The sequence below is a fragment of the Pseudomonas sp. BRM28 genome, from assembly GCF_002939405.1.
GTDB lineage: Bacteria > Pseudomonadota > Gammaproteobacteria > Pseudomonadales > Pseudomonadaceae > Aquipseudomonas > Aquipseudomonas palmensis.
On the sequence record NZ_PEFV01000001.1, the window covers coordinates 3,904,421 to 3,928,034 of the forward strand.

Annotated in this window: 20 protein-coding genes, 1 tRNA gene and 1 pseudogene; 9 read left to right on the plus strand and 13 right to left on the minus strand. The window is 65.3% G+C overall.

Going from position 1 to position 23,614, the window contains the following annotated elements; translation table 11 throughout:
* Positions 1–56 precede the first annotated feature (56 nt).
* Positions 57–1,301 carry a glycosyltransferase family 4 protein gene (locus CR917_RS18445; RefSeq protein WP_043864582.1) on the plus strand — a complete coding sequence of 415 codons (1,245 nt, stop codon included), beginning with the start codon at positions 57–59 and terminating at the stop codon, positions 1,299–1,301.
* On the opposite strand, the gene glp is transcribed toward CR917_RS18445, so the two are convergent.
* Together glp and moaB are read right to left on the minus strand one after the other, a co-directional pair.
* Positions 1,290–2,516: a gephyrin-like molybdotransferase Glp gene (glp, locus tag CR917_RS18450; protein WP_104572769.1), complete on the minus strand. Its 1,227-nt coding sequence runs from the start codon at positions 2,514–2,516 to the stop codon at positions 1,290–1,292. The two genes, CR917_RS18445 and glp, sit on opposite strands and share 12 nt — an antisense overlap.
* Positions 2,500–3,039 carry a molybdenum cofactor biosynthesis protein B gene (gene moaB, locus CR917_RS18455; RefSeq protein WP_043864584.1) on the minus strand — a complete coding sequence of 180 codons (540 nt, stop codon included), beginning with the start codon at positions 3,037–3,039 and terminating at the stop codon, positions 2,500–2,502. Before moaB ends, glp begins: the two co-directional genes overlap by 17 nt.
* A 200-nt stretch (positions 3,040–3,239) precedes the next feature.
* On the opposite strand from moaB, the gene CR917_RS18460 reads away from it, so the two are divergent.
* On the plus strand, positions 3,240–3,461 hold the full coding sequence (locus tag CR917_RS18460; protein ID WP_043864585.1) for a YgdI/YgdR family lipoprotein: 222 nt from the start codon (positions 3,240–3,242) through the stop codon (positions 3,459–3,461).
* A gap of 79 nt (positions 3,462–3,540) precedes the next feature.
* Positions 3,541–3,617: transfer RNA gene (locus CR917_RS18465), tRNA-Pro, on the plus strand.
* Positions 3,618–3,759: 142 nt separating this feature from the next.
* Here the strand turns inward: CR917_RS18465 and mqo are convergent.
* The 4 genes and pseudogenes from mqo to CR917_RS18480 all read right to left on the minus strand — a co-directional run bounded on the left by mqo (position 3,760) and on the right by CR917_RS18480 (position 9,309).
* Positions 3,760–5,346, minus strand: coding sequence for a malate dehydrogenase (quinone) (gene mqo / locus CR917_RS18470; protein ID WP_054916197.1), 1,587 nt, complete (start codon positions 5,344–5,346; stop codon positions 3,760–3,762).
* A gap of 363 nt (positions 5,347–5,709) precedes the next feature.
* On the minus strand, positions 5,710–6,477 hold the full coding sequence (locus CR917_RS28180) for a methyl-accepting chemotaxis protein (protein WP_371920455.1): 768 nt from the start codon (positions 6,475–6,477) through the stop codon (positions 5,710–5,712).
* Between the two features lie 162 nt (positions 6,478–6,639).
* Positions 6,640–7,335: pseudogene (locus CR917_RS28185) on the minus strand (methyl-accepting chemotaxis protein); the annotation flags it as partial.
* A gap of 210 nt (positions 7,336–7,545) precedes the next feature.
* A complete protein-coding gene (locus tag CR917_RS18480) occupies positions 7,546–9,309 on the minus strand; it encodes an ABC transporter transmembrane domain-containing protein (RefSeq protein WP_104572771.1) in 1,764 nt (587 codons plus the stop codon).
* 248 nt (positions 9,310–9,557) lie between these two features.
* On the opposite strand from CR917_RS18480, the gene CR917_RS27460 reads away from it, so the two are divergent.
* Positions 9,558–9,728 carry a PA1571 family protein gene (locus CR917_RS27460; RefSeq protein WP_167400204.1) on the plus strand — a complete coding sequence of 57 codons (171 nt, stop codon included), beginning with the start codon at positions 9,558–9,560 and terminating at the stop codon, positions 9,726–9,728.
* A 119-nt stretch (positions 9,729–9,847) separates the two neighbouring features.
* Here the strand turns inward: CR917_RS27460 and pdxB are convergent, their stop codons facing one another.
* A complete protein-coding gene (pdxB, locus tag CR917_RS18485; RefSeq protein WP_104572772.1) occupies positions 9,848–10,990 on the minus strand; it encodes a 4-phosphoerythronate dehydrogenase PdxB in 1,143 nt (380 codons plus the stop codon).
* Between the two features lie 145 nt (positions 10,991–11,135).
* On the opposite strand from pdxB, the gene CR917_RS18490 reads away from it, so the two are divergent.
* Complete coding sequence (locus CR917_RS18490) at positions 11,136–12,536, plus strand: MATE family efflux transporter (protein WP_256589719.1); 1,401 nt, start codon at positions 11,136–11,138, stop codon at positions 12,534–12,536.
* Here CR917_RS18490 and tusA read toward each other — a convergent pair.
* Together tusA and rlmM are read right to left on the minus strand one after the other, a co-directional pair.
* A complete protein-coding gene (tusA, locus tag CR917_RS18495) occupies positions 12,533–12,775 on the minus strand; it encodes a sulfurtransferase TusA (RefSeq protein ID WP_043864590.1) in 243 nt (80 codons plus the stop codon). The genes CR917_RS18490 and tusA overlap by 4 nt on opposite strands.
* Before the next feature lie 59 nt (positions 12,776–12,834).
* Positions 12,835–13,899 carry a 23S rRNA (cytidine(2498)-2'-O)-methyltransferase RlmM gene (rlmM, locus tag CR917_RS18500; protein WP_058541336.1) on the minus strand — a complete coding sequence of 355 codons (1,065 nt, stop codon included), beginning with the start codon at positions 13,897–13,899 and terminating at the stop codon, positions 12,835–12,837.
* A 251-nt stretch (positions 13,900–14,150) separates the two neighbouring features.
* On the opposite strand from rlmM, the gene acnA reads away from it, so the two are divergent.
* A complete protein-coding gene (gene acnA / locus CR917_RS18505) occupies positions 14,151–16,892 on the plus strand; it encodes an aconitate hydratase AcnA (protein WP_100633159.1) in 2,742 nt (913 codons plus the stop codon).
* Between the two features lie 312 nt (positions 16,893–17,204).
* Positions 17,205–18,770: a PAS domain-containing methyl-accepting chemotaxis protein gene (locus CR917_RS18510; RefSeq protein ID WP_043864593.1), complete on the plus strand. Its 1,566-nt coding sequence runs from the start codon at positions 17,205–17,207 to the stop codon at positions 18,768–18,770.
* A 40-nt stretch (positions 18,771–18,810) separates the two neighbouring features.
* On the opposite strand, the gene CR917_RS18515 is transcribed toward CR917_RS18510, so the two are convergent.
* From CR917_RS18515 to CR917_RS18530, 4 genes are all read right to left on the minus strand, one after another.
* Positions 18,811–19,695, minus strand: a complete 885-nt coding sequence (locus CR917_RS18515; protein ID WP_104573195.1) for a pseudouridine synthase — start codon at positions 19,693–19,695, stop codon at positions 18,811–18,813.
* Between the two features lie 50 nt (positions 19,696–19,745).
* Complete coding sequence (locus CR917_RS18520; RefSeq protein ID WP_043864594.1) at positions 19,746–20,057, minus strand: hypothetical protein; 312 nt, start codon at positions 20,055–20,057, stop codon at positions 19,746–19,748.
* Between the two features lie 70 nt (positions 20,058–20,127).
* Positions 20,128–20,559 (minus strand): D-Ala-D-Ala carboxypeptidase family metallohydrolase, encoded by a 432-nt coding sequence (locus CR917_RS18525; RefSeq protein ID WP_058541337.1) that lies wholly within the window; start codon positions 20,557–20,559, stop codon positions 20,128–20,130.
* Positions 20,560–20,685: 126 nt separating this feature from the next.
* A complete protein-coding gene (locus CR917_RS18530) occupies positions 20,686–20,922 on the minus strand; it encodes a glutaredoxin family protein (protein ID WP_043864595.1) in 237 nt (78 codons plus the stop codon).
* A 160-nt stretch (positions 20,923–21,082) separates the two neighbouring features.
* On the opposite strand from CR917_RS18530, the gene CR917_RS18535 reads away from it, so the two are divergent.
* A complete protein-coding gene (locus CR917_RS18535) occupies positions 21,083–23,041 on the plus strand; it encodes a monovalent cation:proton antiporter family protein (RefSeq protein WP_043864596.1) in 1,959 nt (652 codons plus the stop codon).
* Positions 23,042–23,302: 261 nt separating this feature from the next.
* On the plus strand, positions 23,303–23,608 hold the full coding sequence (locus CR917_RS18540) for a YqjD family protein (RefSeq protein ID WP_043864597.1): 306 nt from the start codon (positions 23,303–23,305) through the stop codon (positions 23,606–23,608).
* Positions 23,609–23,614: the final 6 nt, after the last annotated feature.

The following is a 23,614-nucleotide window of genomic DNA, read 5'->3' on the forward strand; positions in this document are numbered from 1 at the left end:
GGCGCGTTTTCGCATTCAGCCTGTCGACGCCCCTGCGGCAAGAGAGGAAGTGGGTCATGCGCGTACTCTGGACACTGCCTTACCTGCCCTGGCCCACCACCAGCGGCAGCAAGGCCCGGCAATACCACCTGTTGCGTGGCCTGGCTGAACGCGGGCACAGGATCACGCTGCTGGTGCACTCGAAAGTTCCGCTTGGCGAGGCAGCCCGACAGGCACTGGAGCCACTGCTCGAGCGCCTGATCGTGTTGCCGCGAAGGCCTTTGCGCAGCCCGCTCAACCTGCTGGCGGCGCTGTACGTCGGCTACCCGATGCGGGCCAGCACCAACGGTCTGGCGCCCCACCTGCGCCACTGCTTCGAAACGTTGCTGCGCGAGCAGTGGGATGTGATCCAGATCGAGCACAGCTACAGTTTCCAACCCTTCGAAAAGGCCCTGCAAGCCAGCGGCCTGCCTTTCATGGTCAGCGAGCATCATGTGGAGTCGGACACCGGCGCGGTGTGCCAGGACCGCCTGCCCCTGTGGCTGCGCCCGTTCAACAGCTTCGACCGCTGGCGCTACCGGCGCTGGGAGTCGCGGGTGCTGCGCCAGGCAAGCGAAGTGGTGGCCGTCAACCCGCGCGATGCCGAACAGATCCGCCAGTTCACCGGCCGCCCTGCCGAGGTGGTGATCAACGGTGTGGACTACGAGTACTACCAGCACATCAGCGCTTGCCCGCACAGCCAGCGCCTGCTGCTGGTGGGCAACTTCGAATACGGCGCCAACCTGGAGGCGCTGGAGTGGGCGCTGGAGGAGATCCTGCCGCAGGTATGGCTGAGCAACCCGGCCGTGCGCCTGGCGGTGGTCGGACATGCCCTGCCCACCCAGTGGAAGCTGCGCTGGAACGACCCGCGCATCGAATGGATCGGCTACCTGCCCGACCTGCGTGAGCTGCAACGCCACTCGGCGCTGTTCTTTGCCCCGCTGCGCCATGCCGGCGGGTGCAAGATCAAGTTGCTCGAGGCCATGGCCGCAGGCCTGCCGGTGGTCACCACCACCCAGGGCGCAGCGGGGTTGGCAGTGCGCAACGGCGAGCATTACCTGGGTGGGGACGACACCGACACGCTGGCACTGATCATCACCCGCCTGCTGAGCCACCCGACGCGCATGCAGCAGTTGTCCGATGCCGCGCGCCAGTTCGTGCGCGAGCAGCATGACTGGAGCAGGGCCGCCGCGCAGCTGGAGAGCGTGTATGCGCGCCTCGCCGCGCAGGCCCCACTGGGCAACGACCGGGTTGCCCGGGGCCTGCTGCCGTCAGCCGAGTAGCTCGCTGAGGGGGATGAACTGCACGCTGTCGCCCTTGCCGGGCGCAGTGCCCTCGCGCACCTCCACCAGGCCCTCGGCCCACGCGGCGCTGCGCAGCACACCCGAGCTCTGGTTCTTGTAGATCAGCGCCTGGCCCTGCTCCATGCGCGCGCGCAGGTATTCGCGGCGATTGCCTGGCTTGGGCCAGTCGAAACCGGCAGGCACGCTGAACTGCAGCGGCGTCACGTCCTGCACACCCTGGCGGCGCAACAGGTACGGCCGGGTGAGCAGGCCGAAGGTGACCAGGGTCGACGCCGGGTTGCCTGGCAGGCCGATCACCGGCACCCCGCGAAAATGCCCGAAGGTCAGCGGCTTGCCGGGCTTGATCGCAAGCTTCCACAGCGACAGCTCACCTTCTTCGCGCAGGGCGATACCCAGGTAATCGGCCTCGCCCACCGATACACCACCGGTGGACAGAATCAGGTCGACGTCCTTGAGCTGGCCCAGGCGCTCACGGGTCAACGCCAGATCATCGGGCAGGATGCCGGCGTCCTTCACCTCGCAGCCCAGGCGCTGCAGCCAGCTGACCAGCAGGCGCCGGTTGCTGTTGTAGATCTGCCCGGGGCCCAGGGGCAGCCCCGGCTCGACCAGTTCGTCGCCGGTGGAAAGCACCGCCACCCGCACCTTGCGCACTACCGACAGCACCGCGCAGCCGAGCGAGGCAGCCAGGCCCAGCTCGACCGGCCCGAGGCGGGTCCCGGCGTCCAGCACGGTTTCACCTGCCCGGGTTTCCTGGCCCTGCGGGCGCACGTTGAGCCCGGCACTGAGCGGCTCGGTGAAACACACGCGTTGATCGGGCTGAACATCGACGTTTTCCTGCATCTCGACGCAGTCGGCCCCTGCCGGCAGCGGCGCACCGGTAAAGATGCGCGCACAGGTACCCGGCTCCAGAGGCGCAGGCGCCTGCCCGGCCTGAATGCGCTGGCTCACCACCAGCGGCGTGCCCTGCCAGTCGGCGTGGTGCAGTGCGTAGCCGTCCATGGCGCTGTTGGGCCAGGGCGGCAGATCAAGGCCGGCGACCAGCGCCGTGGCCAGCACACGGCCCTCGGCAGCAGCCAGTGGCACCTCTTTGCAGTCTTCGATGCGCGCCGCTTCGGCCAGCGCCAGCAAGCGCTCCAGTGCCTGCTCCACGGGCAGCAGCGGCTTTGCCGCAACAGGCTCAGCCACGGCTTTCACACGGCGCCGCCTGCTTGAGGTGCGCGACGAAATTGCACGGGCGATGGCGTACATCCAGTTGCTCGGCAAGAATCCCGTCCCAGCCGGTGCGTACCGCGTTGGTCGAGCCGGGCAGGCAGCACACCAGCGTACCGTTGGCCAGCCCGGCCAGGGCGCGGGACTGCACGGTGGAGGTGCCGATATCGGCCAGGGAGATATGCCGGAACAGTTCACCGAAGCCGTCGACCTGCTTGTCGAGCAGGCAACCGACCGCCTCGGGGGTGCTGTCGCGGCCGGTGAAGCCGGTGCCGCCCGTGATCAGTACCACCTGCACCTGCTCGTCGGCGATCCAGGTGGCGACCTGCGCGCGAATCTTGTAGAGGTCGTCCTTGAGCAGTACACGGGCGGCCAGCGCGTGGCCGGCAGCAGTCAGGCGGTCGACGAACACCTGGCCGGAGGTATCGGTTTCCAGGGTGCGGGTATCGCTGACGGTCAGCACGGCAATGTTCAGCGGCACGAACGGTACATCAGCCTTGGCTTTCATGAGGAAGGTGAATCCATGACAGGGAAAGAATGCCGCCAGTTATATCACAGCCCTCCCCGCGCCCGCCCGCCAGCGGCCGATTGCATTGTTCCCGATCAATGACGCGGTTCAGCCGCTATGCTCAAGTTGCGAGGAACTTGCTGGGACGCGATGCGTCTCAATGACATGACCCGCAACTTCCCCCTCAATGGAGAAAGAATATGATTCAACGGACCCTCCCCGCTTTCCTGCTCGCCCTGGGCCTGGGCACCCTCGCCGGGTGTGCTTCGCCTACCGTGATCACGCTGAATGACGGACGTGAGATCCAGGCGGTCGACACCCCCAAGTACGATGAAGATTCGGGCTTCTATGAAATCGAACAGCTCGACGGCAAGAGCACCCGGATCAACAAGGACCAGGTCCGCACCGTGAAAGAGCTGTAAAAGGCAGTACAGACGGCAAGCTTCAGGCCCCTCGCCGGGGCTTGCCGGTCGCGTTTTTTTTTGAGTAGAATTTTGTCATCGGAGTGTAGCGCAGCCAGGTAGCGCGTCTCGTTCGGGACGAGAAGGCCGCAGGTTCGAATCCTGTCTCTCCGACCAGATCGGCAAAAACCACAAAGCCCGCTTTTGCGGGCTTTGTGGTTTCTGGCTGTACTGCATCCGCTGTGGCTCAAATCCGCCCCCACAAGGATGTCAATCATCCGGTGGGGGCGGGCTCGATCCGCGAAGCGTCAACCCGACGTTACTGCGCGGCCACCGCCGTCTCGTCCGGCAGCACCGGCACGAACAGCAGGTTCAGGCGCGAGCTGCTCCACTCACGGGTCTTGTTGGTCAGCTCGAGGTTGTTGTTGAGCTTCTGACCATAGGTCGGCACGATCTGCTTCAGCTTGGCCTGCCATTCAGGGGTCTTGATACGGTCCTTGAAGGTCTTTTCCAGCACGGTCAGCATGATCGGTGCGGCGGTGGAGGCACCTGGCGAGGCGCCCAGCAGCGCAGCGATGGTACCGTCCTGCGAAGCCACCACCTCGGTACCGAACTGCAGGATGCCACCGTGCTCGGGATCCTTCTTGATCACCTGGACGCGCTGGCCGGCCTGCAGCAGTTTCCAGTCTTCGTTCCTGGCGTTGGGGAAGTACTCGCGCAGGGCATGCATGCGGTCTTCGAAGCTCAGCATCAACTGGCCCATCAGGTAGGTGCTCAGGTCGATGTTGTCGATACCGGCATGGGTCATCGGCATGATGTTGTGGGTGGTCAGTGCCGAGAACATGTCCAGCAGCGAACCGTTTTTCAGGAACTTGGTGGAGAAGGTCGCGAACGGGCCGAACAGCAGCACTTCCTTACCGTCAATGACACGGGTGTCCAGGTGCGGTACAGACATCGGCGGCGCACCGACCGAGGCCTTGCCGTACAGCTTGGCCTTGTGGCGTTTGACGATGTCCTGGTTGTCGGTCATCAGGAACTGGCCGCCCACCGGGAAGCCGGCATAGCCGTCAGCTTCCGGGATGCCGGACTTCTGCAACAGCTTGAGCGCGCCACCACCGGCACCGATGAACACGAACTTGGCCTTGACGCTGGTTTCGACGCCCTTGTTGGCGAGGTCGGCAACCACCACGGTCCAGGTGTTGTCGGCGTTGCGCACGATGTCGCGCACTTCGTGCGAGGTGTGCAGCTTGACGTTGTCATGCTGGGTCAGCGAAGCGAACAGCTGGCGGGTGATCTCGCCGAAGTTCACGTCGGTACCGATCGGCATGCGCGTTGCGGCAATCTTCTGGTCGGCGGCACGGCCTTCCATCACGATCGGCACCCACTTCTGGATCTGCGCGTGGTCTTCGGAGTACTCCATGCCACGGAACAGCGAACTGTGCTGCAGGGCCGCATGACGCTTCTTGAGGAACTCGACGTTCTTGTCGCCCCACACAAAGCTCATGTGCGGCACGTTGTTGATGAACGAGGTCGGGTTGTTCAGCACCTTCTGCTCGACCTGGTAGGCCCAGAACTGCTTGGAGATCTCGAACTGCTCGTTGACGCCCACCGCCTTGCTGATGTCCATCGAACCGTCAGCCGCTTCGCTGGTGTAGTTCAGCTCGCAGAACGCAGAGTGGCCGGTACCGGCGTTGTTCCAGGCGTTGGAGCTTTCCTCGGCCACCTTGTCCATGCGCTCGTACACGTCGATGGACCAATCCGGCTCCAACTCGTTGAGGTAGGTCCCCAGGCTTGCACTCATGATGCCGCCGCCGATCAGCAGCACGTCGACGGTCTTTTCCGGTTCACTGGGCTTGGAGCAACCCATGACGCTCAGGCACAGGAGCGTCAGCAGGATTTTTTTCATAGTTCAATCCAATTGAAGTGAAGTGATTGGCAATGACCATCACGCCCGCAGTGCACGCCCGTCTCTTGTGGTTCTGCGCGCGCAGGCCATGGCTCAAGGCATGGCGTCCAGGCCTTCGAGGCTGGCTGGCGGCTGGGGTATCGAGGGTGCGGGGAACGGTCTGACGCCATGGCTGCCGTAGCAGCCCTGAATGTTTCGCAAGGCTTAAGCCTGGGTCGCCTTAAGCAGAAAGCGGGCCAACTTGCACAAGACCAACGGCTAATAGCTAGGACCTGTGGTCGCACCCCATCGTTGATGGTTTTGCTGGCGACAATCCGCCACATTGCCCGACATAAAGGCCGGCAGGTGGCGGATTTCCCCCGGTCAGGCCCGCAGGCGCGCCGTCACCTCGCCCAACCGACCCGACAGGTCGTGCAAGTGCTGCCCGGCCTGCTCGGTCCGCTGCACGGCGCCCTGATTGGCGGTGGCGATGCGGGTGATCTCCACCAGGTTGCAGGACATGTCTTCGGCCACGCTGGTCTGTTCCTCGGCGGCGGTGGCGATCTGGCGGTTCATGTCGCGGATGGCCTCCACCGCCTGGGTGATGCGCTGCAACATGGCACCGGCACGCTGTACCTGTTCGGCCCCCTCCTCGCTGCGGGCCTGGCCGTTCTCGATGGCCTTGACCGCCTCCAGCGCGCCCGACTGCACGGCGCTGATGATCTGGTTGATCTCAGCGGTGGACGCCGCCGTGCGCTGGGCCAGGTTGCGCACCTCGTCGGCCACCACCGCGAACCCGCGCCCGGCCTGGCCGGCACGGGCCGCCTCGATGGCAGCATTGAGCGCCAGCAGGTTGGTCTGCTCGGCGATAGCGCGGATCACCTCCAGCACCTTGCCGATACGGGCGCTGTCCTGTTCCAGATGGCGAATCACCGCCGCCGTGCCGGCGATGTCCCGGTTGACCGCGTCGATGGTGGCAATGGTCGACTGCATCACCTGCTCGCCGGCCTGGGCACTGTGGTCGGCATCATCCGCGGCGCGCGCCGCGTCCGCTGCATGGCGGGCCACCTCCTGGGCAGTGGCGGACATTTCCTGCATGGCCGTGGCCACCTGGTCGGTCCGCTGGAACTGGTCTTCGGTGCCCCGCGCCATGCCGCCGGCCAGGCTGCGCAGCTCGCCGCTGGCGGACTCCAGCTCCCGGGCGTTATCCTGCAGGCGCCCTACCGTGTCGGCCAGAAAATCGCGCAGGGTATTGGCAGCCACCGCCAGGCGCCCCAGCTCGTCATGGCGCCCGCAGGCCACGCGGGCATCGAAGCGGCCCTGGCTCAGGTGTGCCACGTATTCGATCAGGCGTCGAATCGGCTCGATCAGGCTGCGATCAACCAGCCACAGGCTCAGCAGCGCAATCAGCAGCGCCGAGCCGAGCATCACCAGCAGCCCCAGCCACACCGTAAGCTGCGCGCGGGCATCGATGGCCGCCGCCTGCACCTGGGCATCGGCACGCAACTGGCTTACCAGTTCGCTCATCTGTTCGCTGGCCGCGCGGTCCACGCCCTTCACTGCCTGGTCCCCGACAGCGGGGTCGGCCCCTGCCGCGATGAACGCATCGCGACCGCGGGCATAGGCAGCACCCAGTTGCGCGTGGCTGTCCTTGAGCGCCTGCAGGCGCGTTCTGAGCCCCGCATCGTCGGCGTTGGCCCGCACCAGCTGGGCCAGCAGCGCCTGCACCTGCTGTTCACGCGCCGAAAACTGCTGCCAGTACTTGTCCCGCTCGACCGGCTGCTTGCCGCGCAGCATTACGTTCTTCCATTCCTGCACCTGCACCTTGAACTGCAGGTTGGCTTCGTCGATCAGTTGCGAAGCCAGTATCGGCCCCTCCACCAGCTGGCCGTAGCCACGCACGCTGGCCGACAGGAACTGAAAGCACACCAGGGCGATCAGCAACATCGCCAGCAGGCTGCCAGCCAGCAGGGCGAGAATTTGCAGCCGCAGGGATTTACGCACGAACATCGCAAGGGTCTCGGAACAAGAGGATAGGAAAGCTGGCGCGCCACCTGCCGCACCAGTCAAAGACGTCCTTGTCCTCGTTCACCGGGCAAAAAAAAGCTGCCATCGAGCGATGGCAGCAAACTGCATTGAGCATTACGCAACAGCTGATCCGATACTCTCAGGGGATTGCTACAGAAATGTTACAGACGTACAAAATCTGTAACATTTCCTTCATGCGCTGTTGAACTGCAAGGCGGCAAGCCGCGCATACAGCGAGTTCTCGGCAATCAGCTGGCGATGGGTGCCCACCGCGACCAGCCGGCCCTGGTCGATCACGGCGATACGGTCGGCGTGCTGCACCGTGGCCAGGCGATGGGCGATGACCAGCGTGGTGCGCCCGGCCATGAGGGCTGGCAAGGCCTGCTGGATCAGGTGCTCGCTTTGTGCGTCGAGGGCACTGGTGGCCTCGTCCAGCAGCAGGATCGGCGCGTCCACCAGCAGCGCCCGGGCAATGGCCAGGCGCTGGCGCTGACCACCGGAAAGCCCAAGCCCGGCATCGCCCAGGTGCGTCTGGTAGCCCTGCGGCAACTGCAGGATGAATTCATGGGCATGCGCGCTGCGCGCCGCTGCCTCGACCTCGGCACTGGTAGCCTCGGCACGCCCGTAGCGGATGTTGTCTTCGACCGTGCCGAAGAACAGCGCCGGGTTCTGCGCAACCAGTGCGAAATGCCGACGCAGGTCCTGCGGGTCGAGCCGGGTCAGTGGCTGGCCGTCGAGCAGTATCTGCCCCTGCTGCGGGTCGTAGAAGCGCAGCAGCAGGTCGAACAGCGTCGACTTGCCCGCCCCCGAGGGCCCGACCAGGGCCAGGGTCTCGCCAGGCACCACCGTCAGGCTCAGGCCGTCGATAGCCGCTGGGGTGGGCCGCGAGGGGTAGGCAAAATGCACCTCCTGCAGTTCGAGGCGGCCACTGACCCTGGGAGGCAGGCGCTCCAGCCCTTCGTCGGGGGCGTGGATCTCGCTGCGTGCCGCCAGCAGCTCGGCGATCCGCTCGGCTGCGCCCGCGGCCCGTTGCAGCTCGCCGATCACTTCGCTGAGGGTGCCGAAGGCGCTGCCGACGATCAGGCTGTAGAACACGAACGCCGCCAGCTCGCCGCCGGAAATACGCCCGGCGATCACGTCCATGCCACCGACCCACAGCATCACACCGACCGCCCCGAGCACCAGCACGATCACCAGGGTGATCAGCCAGGCGCGCTGCACGATTCGCTGGCGAGCGGTGGTAAAGGCAGCCTCCACGGTCAGGCCGAAACGCTGCTGGTCACGGGCCTGGTGGTTGTAGGCCTGCACGGTCTTGATCTGGCCGAGGGTTTCGGCCACGTAGCTGCCCACGTCGGCGATGCGATCCTGACTCTGGCGCGACAGGCCGCGCACCCGCCGGCCGAAGATCAGGATCGGCGCCAGCACCAGCGGCAAGGCCAGCACCACGATGCTGGTGAGCTTGGGGTTGGTGACAAACAGCAGCACGATGCCGCCCAGCACCATAAGGGCATTGCGCAGGAACAGCGAGAGCGACGAGCCGATCACCGATTGCAGCAGCGTGGTGTCGGTGGTCAGGCGCGACTGGATCTCCGAACTGCGGTTGCTTTCGAAAAAGCCCGGGTGCAGGTAAACCAGGTGGTCGAACACCTGCTGGCGTATATCCGCCACGCACCGCTCGCCGATCCACGACACCAGGTAGAAACGACTGAAGGTACCCACCGCCAGTGCCAGCACCAGCAACATGAACAGGCCGATGGACTGGTTGAGCAGGTGTGGCGACTGGGTCATGAAACCCTGGTCCACCAGCAGGCGAATGCCCTGGCCCATGGACAGCGTGATGCCTGCAGTGACCACCAGCGCCAGCAGTGCGGCCATGGCCTGTTTGCGGTAAGGGCGAATGAAACGCCAGGCCAGGCGCAGGGCCTGGCGCTGGCGAGCAGAAAGAAGGCTGGGCATGAAGGTCTTCGTTTATCCGGACTATGCAGGTCAGCCTACACCCGACCACCGGTCAGGCGCCAAGGAACTCTGCAGCGCGTGGGGCATCACTGACAAGACCAGGCAACAAGTTCACTAGAGCGTTTCGTTCTAAAGTGCCGCTGGAGATTTGTCTGACTTTCTGTTGGACTGGAGGTGTGACAGGGCTGTCATGGTGCGGTCATGTCGCGGATCTAGTCTGAGCTTGCAACCTGATGAGGAGACAGGAAATGAGCTTGCAAAACAGCAATACCCAAGCGCAACGCCCAAGCCATCCGAACCCGGCGTGCGGGTCGATCATCGATGCCCAGGGTCGGGAAATCGAGATCACCGAAGACATGATCAGAAAAGCCTGCGAGGACCTGGAGAAAAGCCGGGTAGAGCTCGCCAAGAAAGCCTAACCCCTATTCAAATCAACCCGGCCCTGGTGCCGGGTTTTTTATGCCTGGTGTAAAGCCCGCTTCGCCGGCAAGGCCGGCGCCTGCAGGGAGACCCGTTGCCGGCCGGCGAAAGCAGTACCTCACACCAACAGGCCACCCAACGCCTTGACCATCTGCTGCAACTGCGGCGCATCACCCTCGATGCGCACCATCAGCCCCTCGATCTCGCGCCGCGGCGGGTACTGTTTGCGCAACACATCGAAGGCCGCGCGCTGGGCCTGCGGGTCACGGTCAAGGCTGCGACGAAAATCCGCATCGTCGCGGCGCGGGTCGTACACCGCACGGCACAGTGTGGCCAGAGCCCAGGCCGGATCGGTTTCGGCCTGCAGGCTGAGCTGCGCCAGCCATGGGCGCGGCAGCAGGTCGGCCAGGCGCACCGTTTCGGCCTCGCCCCGCCAGGCGCAGAACGCCTGGTAGATCTGCGCCGTGCCGCGCTGCTTGCCATCCAGGCTGTAGCCGGCGATATGCGGGGTGGCAATCACGCACAGGTCGGCCAGCGCCTGATCGACCTGCGGCTCGCCCTCCCACACATCCAGCACCGCCTGCACATCGTCACGCGCCTGCAGCAGGCTGCGCAATGCCGCATTGTCGACCACCGGGCCGCGGCTGGCGTTGATCAGCCAGGCGCCGGGGCGCAGTTGCGCCAAGCGCTCGGCGTCCAGCAGGTGCCAGGTCGAATGCTCGCCGCCCTTGGTCAAGGGCGTGTGCAGGCTGATCACATCGCACTCGGCCAGCACCTGCTCCAGGCTCACGTAGCCCCCCCCCTCCTGCGCCTGGCGCAACGGATCGCATACCCGCACCGCCCAGCCCAGCCCGCGTAGCACCTCCACCAGACGCCCGCCGACTTCACCGGCGCCAACCACCCCGTAGGTGCGCCGCGCCAGGTCTGCGCCATCCAGCTCGGCCAGGGTCAGCAGGCTGCCCAGCACATAATCCACCACGCCCCGCGCATTGCAGCCCGGCGCGCTGGACCACTGGATACCGGCCTGGGCAAAGTAGTCCAGGGCTAGGTGATCGGTGCCGATGGTGCAGGTGCCGACGAAGCGCACCTTGCTGCCTTCGAGCAGGGCCTGGTCGACGTTTGTCACCGAGCGCACCAGCAATACATCGGCGTCCTGCACGCAGGCGCGGTCGATGCTGCGGCCCGGGTAACGGCGGATCTCGCCGAAGCCTGCGAAGAAGGCATCGAGCAGCGGTATATTCTCGTCGGCAACAATCAGCATGGCGCTCTCCTGTAAGGGAGCGCAGTGTAGGCCCATACGCCCGGCTCGATCCAGCCGAGATAAAGCCCGCCGGTGTATTTCCTGACCCATGCGTCAAGGCGTAGACTAGGCGGTTTTCCGCGCCTTTATTGTGGACATCCGCCCCGTGACACAGTCGAACACCGCTACCACCCGCCTCTCCCGCCCAGCCAGGGTCGGCACTGAAGTACGCAGACTGCTGCAGTTGGCCACGCCGATCATCATCGCCCAGCTGGCCACCACCGCCATGGGCTTCGTGGATGCCGTGATGGCTGGCCGGGTCGGCCCGCGCGACCTGGCAGCGGTTGCCCTGGGCAACTCGATCTGGGTACCGGTGTTTTTGCTGATGACCGGCATCCTGCTGGCCACCACGCCCAAGGTGGCGCAGCGCTTCGGTGCCGGTCAGCATGCCGAGATCGGCCCGCTGGTGCGCCAGGCCCTGTGGCTGGCCGGCGTGGTCGGCCTGGGCGGTTGCGGCCTGCTGCTCAGCGCCGTGCCGGTACTGCACCTGATGAAGGTCGACCCGGAACTGATCGCACCGTGCATGGGCTACCTGCAAGGCATCGCCTTCGGCCTGCCGGCGGTGGCGCTGTACTACGTGCTGCGCTGCAGCAGCGACGGCCTGGGCCGCACCCGGCCGAGCATGGTGATCGGGCTGAGCGGGCTGATGCTAAACATCCCGCTGAACTACGTGTTCATCTACGGCCACCTGGGCGTGCCAGCCATGGGCGGCGTGGGCTGCGGCTGGGCCAGCGGCATCGTGATGTGGTTCATGGCCCTGGCCATGGCGCTGTGGGTCGGCCGTGCAGCGGCCTATCGCCAGGCCCAGGTGTTCGCCCGTTTCGACTGGCCGCAATGGTCGGTGATCAAGCGCCTGCTCACGGTCGGCCTGCCGATCGGCATCGCGGTGTTCGCCGAATCGAGCATCTTCGGCGTGATCGCCCTGTTGATCGGCAGCCTGGGCTCCACCGTGGTGGCCGGGCACCAGATCGCCCTGAACGTGAGTTCGCTGGTGTTCATGATCCCGTACTCGCTGGGCATGGCGGTAACCGTGCGGGTCGGCCAGGCCATCGGTGCCGGCGACCCGCGCCAGGCGCGCTTTGCCGCCGGGGTGGGCATGGGTACGGCGCTGGCCTACGCCTGCTTTTCGGCCAGCCTGATGCTGTTGCTGCGCGAGCCTATCGCCAGCATCTACACCACGGACCTGGCGGTGATCCAGATCGCCTCGATGCTGATCGTGTATTCGGCGCTGTTCCAGTTCTCGGACGCGATCCAGGTGACTGCGGCCGGCGCCTTGCGCGGCTATCAGGACACCCGCGTGACCATGATCCTGACCCTGTTCGCCTATTGGGGCATCGGCCTGCCGGTGGGCTACCTGCTGGGGCTTACCGACCACTTCGGGCCGGCCAGCGGCCCCAGCGGGCTATGGGAAGGCCTTATCGTGGGGCTGACCTGTGCGGCGCTGATGCTGTCGGTGCGCCTGGCGCGCAGCGCACGCAAGCGCATCCGCCAGCAGCGCCGGGGTTAGGCGAGCTTCTTGCGGATCCAGTACAGGTAGGTGCCGGCATCTTCCTGCTGCTGCACCAGTTCATGGTCCAGAAACACACAGAACTTGGGGATGTCGCGGCGGGTCGAGGGGTCGGTGGCAATCACCTTGAGCAGGCCGCCGGGCGCCAGGTCGCGGATGTGCTGGTGCAGCATCATGACCGGCTCGGGGCAGTTGAGGCCGGTGGCATCCAGGGTGGCGTCGGGGGTGAGGTCGGTCATCAGGTACTCCGGGGTCAGCGGTTGTTCGATGTTGATTGAAGGCCTTGCCGGCGAAGGCCTCAACGCGGTTTCAGATCCAGACGACGCAGGTGACACGTCACCTCTTCACGGTCGTGATACAGCTGCTTGCAGCCGATCGACACCTTGACCTTGCGCGCCTTGAATCCGTCCTCGATACGCTCGAGCAGCCGCCGCACCTCGGCATAGCGCTGCTTCATCGGCAGCTTGAGGTTGACCACTGCCTCGCGGCACAGCCCTTCCCCCAGCCAGGTTTCCAGCAGCGCTGCGCTGCGCGCCGGCTTCTCGACAATGTCGCACACCATCCAGTCCACGGTCTGCCTGGGCTTGTAGGTAAACCCGTCGGCCATCAGGTGCTGCACCAGCCCGGTATCCATCAGGCTCTCGGCCATCGGCCCGTTGTCGATCGCGGTCACCAGCATGCCGCGCTTGACCAGCTGGTAGGTCCAGCCACCCGGCGCGGCGCCCAGGTCGACCCCGGTCATGTCGCCCGACAGGCGCTGCTCCCACTGCTCACGCGGGATGAAATGGTGCCAGGCCTCCTCGAGCTTGAGGGTCGAACGGCTCGGCGCCTCGCGCGGAAACTTCAGGCGCGGGATGCCCATCGGCCACATCGCCGAGTTGTCCGCTGCGGCCAGGCCCACGAACACGCGCCGGCCACTGACGAAGGTCAGCAGCAGACGCGGCCTGGCCGGGTCGTCAACCAGCCGGCCAGCCTTGTTCAAGGCCTTGCACAACGGCGCCTCGAACTTGCGGCAGAAGGTAGACAGCTCTTTGCCGTCATTGGTGTCCATCACCTCCAGCCACACGCTGCCACACACCGGGTAGGCGGCCAGGTGCTCGAGCAGCACGCTGATACGGTCGGTTTCGGGCAACTCGACGAAGCTGCCGCGGGCCCACTGGCGCGGGAATATCAGCTGCTTGAAACGCAGCTCGCGCATCAGGCGCTCGGCGCCCTCGGCGTCGTTGCACACGAACTCGGCACAGGCGCTCTGCGGCTTGCCCTTGGCATAACCAGCAACCCCCAGGCGTGCGGCATGCTCGGCGATCTCGGCGCACACTTCACCCTCGAAACCGGGCCGGCAATGCATAAACAGGGTATTCATCAACTACTCCAGAACGGCTGGCCTGCACGCCAACCCTGACCGGGCGCAACACCTGCACACGGCAAATCGGCGAATGATAAAGCAGTTTAGGAACTGGCGACACGCCCCGCCGGTCCAGTACATGGTCAGGTCCGCCAAACAGGGCTAACCTGACCGCTTAGCCAGGTCCGTGCCGTGCGGACCGTCACAGAGGCGGTGAACTGGCGACTGCAAGGATGATTGCCAGGCACCGACGCAGAAGGAGTTGGCAGATGCCCTCGCTCGACAGCCTGAAAACCCTCAAGACCCTGACGGTGGAGAACCGTGAATACCATTACTACAGCCTGACCGAGGCCGCCCGCAGCCTCGGCGACCTGCAGCGCCTGCCGATGTCGCTCAAGGTGCTGCTGGAAAACCTGCTGCGCTGGGAAGACGGCAAGACCGTCACCGGCCAGGACCTGCACGCCCTGGCCGAATGGCTGCAGCAGCGCCGCTCGGACCGCGAGATCCAGTACCGCCCGGCACGGGTGCTGATGCAAGACTTCACCGGCGTGCCCGCCGTGGTCGACCTGGCCGCCATGCGCGCCGCCATGGCCAAGGCCGGCGGCGATCCGCAGCGCATCAACCCGCTTTCCCCGGTCGACCTGGTGATCGACCACTCGGTGATGGTCGATCGCTACGCCACCGCACAGGCCTTCGGCGAGAACGTCGACATCGAGATGCAGCGCAACGGCGAACGCTATGCGTTCCTGCGCTGGGGCCAGAACGCCTTCGACAACTTCAGCGTAGTGCCGCCGGGCACTGGCATCTGTCACCAGGTCAACCTGGAGTACCTGGGCCGCACCGTGTGGACCCGCGAGGAAGACGGACGCACCTATGCCTTCCCCGACACCCTGGTCGGCACCGACTCGCACACCACCATGATCAACGGCCTGGGCGTGCTGGGCTGGGGCGTGGGCGGTATCGAGGCAGAGGCGGCCATGCTCGGCCAGCCGGTGTCGATGCTGATCCCCGAGGTGATCGGGTTCAAGCTGACCGGCAAGCTGCGCGAAGGCATCACCGCCACCGACCTGGTGCTGACCGTGACGCAGATGCTGCGCAAGAAGGGCGTGGTGGGCAAATTCGTCGAGTTCTACGGCGACGGCCTGGCCCAGTTGCCCCTGGCCGACCGCGCGACCATTGCCAACATGGCGCCGGAGTACGGCGCCACGTGCGGTTTCTTCCCGGTGGACGACGTGACCCTGGACTACCTGCGCCTGTCCGGTCGCCCCGCCGCCACCGTGCAACTGGTGGAGGCCTACTGCAAGGCCCAGGGTCTGTGGCGCGAGGCGGGCCAGGAGCCGGTGTTCACCGACACCCTGGCACTGGACATGGACGAAGTCGAAGCCAGCCTGGCCGGGCCCAAGCGCCCGCAGGACCGTGTGGCGCTGTCCCAGGTGGCCCAGGCATTCAACAACTTCATCGGCTTGCAACTGAAGGTGTCGACCAAGGAGGTCGGGCGCCTGGAAAGTGAAGGGGGCGGCGGCGTCGCGGTGGGCAATGCCGACCAGGCCGGCGAAATCGAATACGAGCACGAGGGCGCCAATCACCTGCTCAAGGACGGTGCCGTGGTGATCGCCGCGATCACCTCCTGCACCAACACCTCCAACCCCAGCGTGATGATGGCTGCCGGGCTGGTGGCCAAGAAGGCCGTGGAAAAGGGCCTGCAGCGCAAGCCCTGGGTCAAGACCTCACTGGCCCCCGGCTCCAAGGTGGTGACCGACTACTACAAGGCGGCCGGGCTGACCCCTTATCTGGATGCCCTGGGCTTCGACCTGGTCGGCTACGGCTGCACCACCTGCATCGGCAACTCCGGCCCGCTGGCCGAGCCGATCGAAAAGGCCATCACCCAGGCCGACCTTACCGTCGCCTCGGTACTGTCGGGCAACCGCAACTTCGAAGGCCGGGTACACCCGCTGGTCAAGACCAACTGGCTGGCGTCGCCGCCGCTGGTGGTGGCCTACGCCCTGGCCGGCAGCGTGCGCGTCGACCTGTCCAGCGAGGCTCTGGGCCTGGGCAAGGACGGCAAGCCGGTGTACCTGCGCGACATCTGGCCCAGCCAGCAGGAAATCGCCGAAGCCGTGGCCAAGGTCGATACCGCGATGTTCCACAAGGAGTATGCCGAGGTATTTGCCGGCGACGCACAGTGGCAGGCCATCGAGGTGCCGCAGGCAGCGACCTATGTGTGGCAGGAGGACTCCACCTACATCCAGCATCCGCCATTCTTCGACGACATCACCGGCCCGCTGCCGGTCATCGAAGACATCCACGGCGCCCGGATACTCGCGCTGCTGGGCGATTCGGTGACCACCGACCACATCTCGCCCGCCGGCAACATCAAGGCCGACAGCCCGGCCGGACGCTACCTGCGCGACAAGGGCGTGGAGCCGCGGGACTTCAACTCCTACGGCTCGCGTCGCGGCAACCATGAGGTCATGATGCGCGGCACCTTCGCCAACATCCGCATCCGCAACGAGATGCTCGGTGGCGAGGAAGGCGGCAACACGGTGCATGTGCCCAGCGCCGAGAAGCTGGCGATCTATGACGCGGCCATGCGCTACAAGGACGAAGGTACACCACTGGTGGTGATCGCCGGGCAGGAATACGGCACCGGTTCCAGCCGCGACTGGGCCGCCAAGGGCACCAACCTGCTGGGGGTCAAGGCGGTACTGGCCGAAAGCTTCGAGCGTATCCACCGCTCCAACCTGGTGGGCATGGGCGTGCTGCCCCTGCAGTTCGCCGAGGGCCAGACGCGCAAGACCCTGGGGCTGACCGGCCATGAGCGCATCGACATTCTCGGCCTCAGCCAGACCCAGGTGCAGCCACGCATGACGCTGACCCTGCGCATCACCCGCGAAGACGCATCGACGCAGCAGATCCAGGTACTGTGCCGCATCGATACGCTCAACGAAGTGGAGTACTTCAAGGCTGGCGGCATTCTGCACTACGTGCTGCGCCAGTTGATCGCGAGCTAGCCTGAAGCAGGCCCGGCGCCGTTGCGCCGGGCCTGCATTGGCCCGCCGTGTGGCCACTGAGTTCGACCTGAACCAGAGGCACTGTGCGGCGTTGCCCGCCCGCTACCTGCCCCCGCGTGAACACCAGGTCACTAGCTGACTAACATGACAAATATATGAAAGAATGCAAACAAGTTGCTTGACTTTGCAGCCTTTCAACTACAACACGAACAGCTAAGGCACCTTGAGCCGGATCAATATTCTTTAAATATCCATTCAATAAAAACGCCTGTCTGCCGATACACCACGAAAGCCTTCCGGATAGAACAGCTTATGCGTAACAATCAGCCGATTACCCAGCGCGAACGGACTTTCCCTGCCCAACAACGTCTGATATCGACCACCGATGCCAAGGGTGTGATCACCTACTGCAACGATGCCTTCGTCGAGATCAGCGGCTTTTCGCGGGAGGAGCTCATTCGTGCGCCACACAACCTGGTCCGGCACCCGGATGTGCCGCCGGCTGTGTTTGCGCATATGTGGAGTACGCTCAAGCAGGGCCTGCCGTGGATGGGCATCGTCAAGAACCGCTGCAAGTCGGGTGATCATTACTGGGTCAACGCCTACGTCACCCCCATCTTCGAGAACAACCAGGTAGTCGGCTACGAGTCGGTGCGGGTCAAGCCCAGCGCCGAACAGATCCGTCGCGCCGAGGCGCTGTATCACCGCATCAATCAGGGCAAGCCACCCATTCCGCGCCGCGACCGCTGGCTGCCGGTACTGCAGGACTGGCTGCCGTTCATCCTGGTCAGCCAGGTCGGCTTCCTGATCGGCAGCTGGCTGGGCCACTCCTGGGGCTTCGCCGTGGCGGCCGCCCTGTCGGTACCGCTGGGGCTGCTGGGCCTGAGCTGGCAGCAGCGTGGCCTCAAGCGCCTGCTGCGCCTGGCCGAACAGACCACCTCCGACCCGCTGATCGCGCAGATGTACACCGACAGCCGCGGCGTGCAGGCTCGCCTGGAAATGGCCATGCTCAGCCAGGACGCGCGCCTCAAGACCTGCCTGACCCGCCTGCAGGACACCGCCGAGCACCTCAACGAGCAGGCGCGCCAGTCCGACACCCTGGCCCACAACAGCTCCTCGGGCCTGGAGCGCCAGCGCGTGGAGACCGAGCAGGTGGCCGCTGCCGTCAACCAGATGGCCGCCACCACCCAGGAAGTGGCCAACCACGTGCAGCGCACCGCCGATGCCACCCAGGAAGCCAACCGCCTGACCGGGCGCGGCCGCGATATCGCCGGCGAAACCCGCGATGCGATCCAGCGTCTGTCGGCTGCCGTGGGCGAAACCGGCCTGACCGTGACCCAGCTGGCCCGCGACAGCGACGAGATTGGTGGCGTGGTCGATGTGATCAAGGGCATTGCCGACCAGACCAACCTGCTGGCGCTCAACGCCGCCATCGAAGCGGCACGCGCCGGTGAAATGGGCCGCGGCTTCGCCGTAGTGGCCGACGAAGTGCGTCAGCTGGCGCAGCGCACCAGTGAATCGACCGGGCAGATCCACGGCCTGATCGCCAAGCTCCAGCAAACCGCCAGCAATGCCGTACAGACCATGGAAACCGGCCATCGCCAGGCCGAGGAAGGTGTGGCACGGGTGATGGAAGCCGACCAGGCGCTGGTGGGCATCAGCGAGGCGGTGGCCAACATCACCGACATGACCACGCAGATTGCCGCCGCTACCGAAGAGCAGACCGCAGTGGCCGATGAAATCAGCCGCAACATCAGCACCATCGCCCAGCTTGCCGACCAGACCTCCGAGCAGGCCCAGCATTCGGCGCTGCTCAGCGAGGAACTGACCCTCACCGCCACCACCCAGTATTCCCTGGTGGAGCGCTTCAACCGTTGACCCGGTGGCGCACAACCTCTGGTTGTGCGCCCACAGCGGTCTACCAGTCCAGTGTCAGCCGGCTTTCGAAGTAGCGCTCCTGCCCATCGAGCGGGTCGTTGAAGCGCAGGTTGTGGGCCAGCAGCTTGAGTGGCCTTGCGTAGTCATCGGGGCCCTGCACGATCTGCGGGTAGAACGGATCATTGCAGATACTCGCCCCCAGCGCCGTCATGTGCACCCGCAACTGGTGGGTCTTGCCGGTGACCGGTGACAGGCCGTAGCGCCACCACTCGCCGTTTTTTTCCAGAACCCGGGCAATGGTTTCGCTGTTGCTGACGCCGGGCACCTCCTGCATGCGAAAGAACGGCTCGCCATTGACCAGTCGGCTCTTGTGCACCCGCGGGAACTCCAGCTGCGGCAAGGCGCGGGCAATGGCCTGGTAGTGCTTGTCGATCTGTAGGGTGGGAAACAGCTGCTGATAGGCCGAACGGCTTTGCGGGTTGGCCGAGAACAGCACCAGGCCCGCCGTGTGCCGGTCGATGCGGTGCAATGGCACCAGGTGCGGGTTGTCGAGCCGGCGAATCAAACGGCGCAGCAACGTGTGTTCGACATATTCGCCAGTGGGCGTCACCGGCAGAAAGTGCGGTTTGTCGGCCACCACCAGGTGCTCGTCGACGTGCAGGATATGCTCCTGCACCGGGATCGGCTTTTCGTTGGGTACTTCGCGAAAATAGTGGATACGCAGGCCTGGCTTGTAGGCAAGGCCCACGTCAATCGGCGCGCCCTGGGCATCCAGCACCCGCCCACGGGCGATGCGATCGAGCCATTGTTCACGGCTGATCGCCTTGAAGTGGTCGCACAGGCAGTCGAGCACGGTGGCCCAACTGCCCGGTGGCAGGCAGACAGTGCTGGCCTGGTGCTGGGCCGGATCGAAAGGGACACTCATGGACATGCTCGCCAGTTGGGGGCCGTCCATTATCCGGCATGCCTGCCGGCTCAGCCAGCCCGGGTTGCCGCAGCCTCGGTAAACTCCTTGAGCCAGCGCAGCACATCCACCGCCTCCCAGCGGCCCGGATCGTACAACGCATACATCAGGCCCTGATAACCGACCACATCCAGCGCCCGGTGGTAACCGGCGCGCTGGAACAATGCCTCTATCTCGGCAAAGCAGGTGTTGAAGTGGATCTTGCTGAAAGGGGTCTTGCCCTCGGTGACCAGGCCATCGAGGCGCAATTCGAGCACGGCCTCGCGCACCTGTTCGACAGCCATGCGGTTGACGCTGTATTTCAATTGTTCGACGTTGACCATCGTCCGGCCCCTCTGGCGCAAGCGCTCACCCGATTACTGTATTTGCATACAGTGTATGAATGAACAGTACTCACTGCAACCCCGGCAGGTAGCCGGTACCCTCGCGCACCGTCAGCACCTGCTTGCGCCCTGCCCCTTCGGCGATGGCCAGGTGAACCCAGCGGTCGAACTCCAGAATGAGCTGGTCGAACGCCAGACCGCTGTCCAGGATACGTTGCGCCACCACCAGGGGTGAAAGCGCCGCCACGCTGATATCGGCTGCCAGCCCGAGGGTATGCGCACTGCCGCTCACCCCGCCGACACGACGGTTGAGCTCGTTGCTGCGGTAGGCACTGTTGACGCGGATGGGATGCCCGAGCAGGCTGCGTACCTGCTCCAGGGTCTGGCTCAGACGGCGCAGGTTGGCCAGGGCATCGGGGCCGGGCTGGTTGGTCAGGCCTTCACGCCGGGCAGTTTCGGAAGCGGTCAGTTCTTCCAGTGTGAAATGCGGACTCAGGTGCATGGTTCGCCACTCCTTGGCGGATGAGACTTCGTCACGGGTGTATGCTGCGCTGGCGATTCTCCAACAGCACCTGCGCCGTTGCATCACAGATTGTGCATCGGCATGTGAACACCCCGCTGGCGAAGCTCAGCTCAGAAACGCGACCACCTGCTCGGTATCGAACGGCCAGAGCAGCTCGGCACCGGAGTCACAGCGACGCAGCACCGGAATCAGCAGGCCGTAGCGCTCGACATCGGCCGGATCATCGGCAATATCGACCAGCTCGACCAGCAGCCCGTGCTCGACAAGCGGCATCAGAATGGCCTCGGCCACCTCGCACAGGTGACAGCCCAGGGTGCCGAGCAGTTGAGTTTCAGGAAGCATGGGAAGTACCGTGAAACGTGAAAAGCGGACCCGTATTCTAGGCCCGTACACCTGGCGGGTCGAGACACCAACGACTGACCTGGGTCAGCCTGCGTGGCCTCGAGCGCTGTAGACTGACAAATTTTTTCGCGCCCGTCGGCATTGCAATGGAGTGTATTGAGTGTTTGCCAACCTGCTGATCATCCTGGCCTCGTCACTGGTGGTCATCGCCATTTTCCGGCGCCTGCAACTGCCCCCCGTGCTGGGCTACCTGTGCGTCGGCCTGTTCGTCGGCCCCACCGCCCTGGACTGGGTCAATGAAAGCGAAGAACTGCCCGACCTCGCCGAAATGGGCGTGGTGTTCCTGCTGTTTTCCCTGGGCCTTGAATTCTCCCTGAGCAAGATGCTCGCCCTGCGCCGCGTGGTCTTCGGCCTGGGCAGCCTGCAGGTGATCTGCTCGGCGCTGCTGCTGGCCGGCCTGCTGGGGCTGCTTGGCATGCCGGCCGGGGCTGCCCTGCTGCTGGGCGGCGGCCTGGCGCTGTCGTCCACCGCCATCGTCAGCAAGGAGCTCACCAGCCTCGGCGAAATCTTCAGCAGCCACGGCCAGAACGCCATTGGCGTGCTGCTGTTCCAGGACGTGATTGCGGTACTGCTGCTGACCCTGGTGCCGGTGTTCGCCGGCCAGGGCGGCCAGGCCTGGTACTGGGCGCTGCCGCTGACCCTGGGCAAGACCGTGATCCTGTTCATCGGCCTGCTGCTGGCCAACCGCTGGCTGCTGCCGCGCCTGTTCCACGAGGTGGCCCGCTCGCACTCGGCCGAGCTGTTCGTGCTGCTGGCGCTGGTGATCGTGCTGCTGACCGCCTGGCTTACCCACCTGCTGGGGCTGTCTCCGGCACTGGGGGCGTTCCTCGCCGGGATGCTGCTGGGCGAAAGCAACTATCGCCACCAGATCGAAGCCGATATCCGCCCCTTCCGCGACATCCTGCTGGGGCTGTTCTTTGTCAGTATCGGCATGCTCATCGACCTGCAACTGTTTGCCAGCCACGGCCTGGAAATCCTCGGCCTGACCCTGGCCCTGCTGGCCATCAAGGGCGTGGTGGTGGCGGTGCTGGTCAAGCTGCGCGGCAGCGACAGCGAAACCGCCTGGCGCAGTGGCGTGGCCCTGGCCCAGGGCGGCGAGTTCTGCTTCGCACTGATGGCGCAGATGCAACAGACCCGCCTGCTGCCCGAAGACCTCGGGCACCTGCTGCTGGCCGCCACCTTCTGTTCGATGCTGGTCACCCCGCTGATGCTGCGCGGCGCTCCGGCGCTGGCCGCCCGCCTGCATCGCAAACCCAACCAGGAGGTGCAACTCGAAGAGATCCAGGCACAAAGCGCCTCGCTCAGCGGGCACGTGCTGATCTGTGGTTATGGCCGGGTAGGCCAGTCCATCGGGCGCTTCCTGCGGCGCGAACAGCTGGCCTTCATTGCCCTGGACGACGACCCGGTCAGGGTGCAGGAGGCCGCCGCCGGCGAGCAGCGCGTGCACTACGGCGACTCGCGGCGCGGCGAACTGCTGGCGGCCATCGGCCTGGAGCGTGCCCGGCTGCTGGTGATCGCGGTGGACAAGACCGATGTCGCCATGAGCGTGCTCAAGGCCGCCCGTCACTTCAACACCCAGGTGCCGATCCTGGTGCGCACCCGCGACGACAGCCTGCGCGACGAACTGCGCGCCGCAGGTGCCACGGCGGTGGTGCCGGAATTGCTGGAGTCCAGCCTGATGCTCGCCTCCCATGCCCTGGTGATGCTCGGCGTACCCCAGGAGCGTGTACAGCAGCGTATCGACGAGGTGCGCCAGAGCCGCTATCGCCTGCTGCACGGGTTCTACCAGGGGGCGCAGACCAGCCCGGTCGACAGCGAAGGCCTGCCCAAGGTCATGCTGCATGCGGTCAACCTGGGCGCTGATGCCTATGCCTGCGGTCGCCCGCTGACCGAGCTGGGCCTGGACCTGCTCGGGGTGGAAGTACAGGCCGTGCAGCGCGATGGCGAGGAAGTGGCCCTGGCCACCGATACCTGCCTGCATGCCGGTGACGCGGTGCTGCTGAGCGGCCCCTCCAACGCCATCGATGCCTGCCAGGCCCGACTGCTGACCGGGCGCTAGCGGCTGCCGTGCGCACTACCCTGGCCCGCCATGTGGGGGCCGGGGGCGCGAATGCAGCGCTGACGTGGAGTTTTTTCCGGGGTTTGTCGTGGATTGGGTTATGGTTTATCGACCGGCCGTCGTTTCGCGCCCTGATCTGGCGCGGCCGCCCGGCCTGCTGCACCAAGGCAAGGCAAATGCTGTACCACTGCCGATTGCACTGAACCTTACGCAGCGCTCGGCACTCGAAATGCCAGACGCCCACTTGACACGGAGAGACCCATGGCCCGCAAAACTGCAAAAGATATCCTTCAGGCAGACTTCGAAATCCTGGTACAGGATGCCGAAAAACTGCTGGAGCACTCCGCGACCCTGGCCGGCGATCAGGCCGACGAGTTGCGCAGGCAGATCGAGGAAAGCGTGTCGCGTGCCCGCGAGACCCTCAAGCAGACCCAGGACTCGGTACGTGAACGCAGCCAGGCTGCACTCAGCGCCACCGAGGACTACGTGCAGTCCAACCCCTGGCAATCCGTCGGCATCGCCGCTGGCGTGGGCTTTCTGATCGGCCTGCTGGCCAGTCGTCGCTGAGGTACG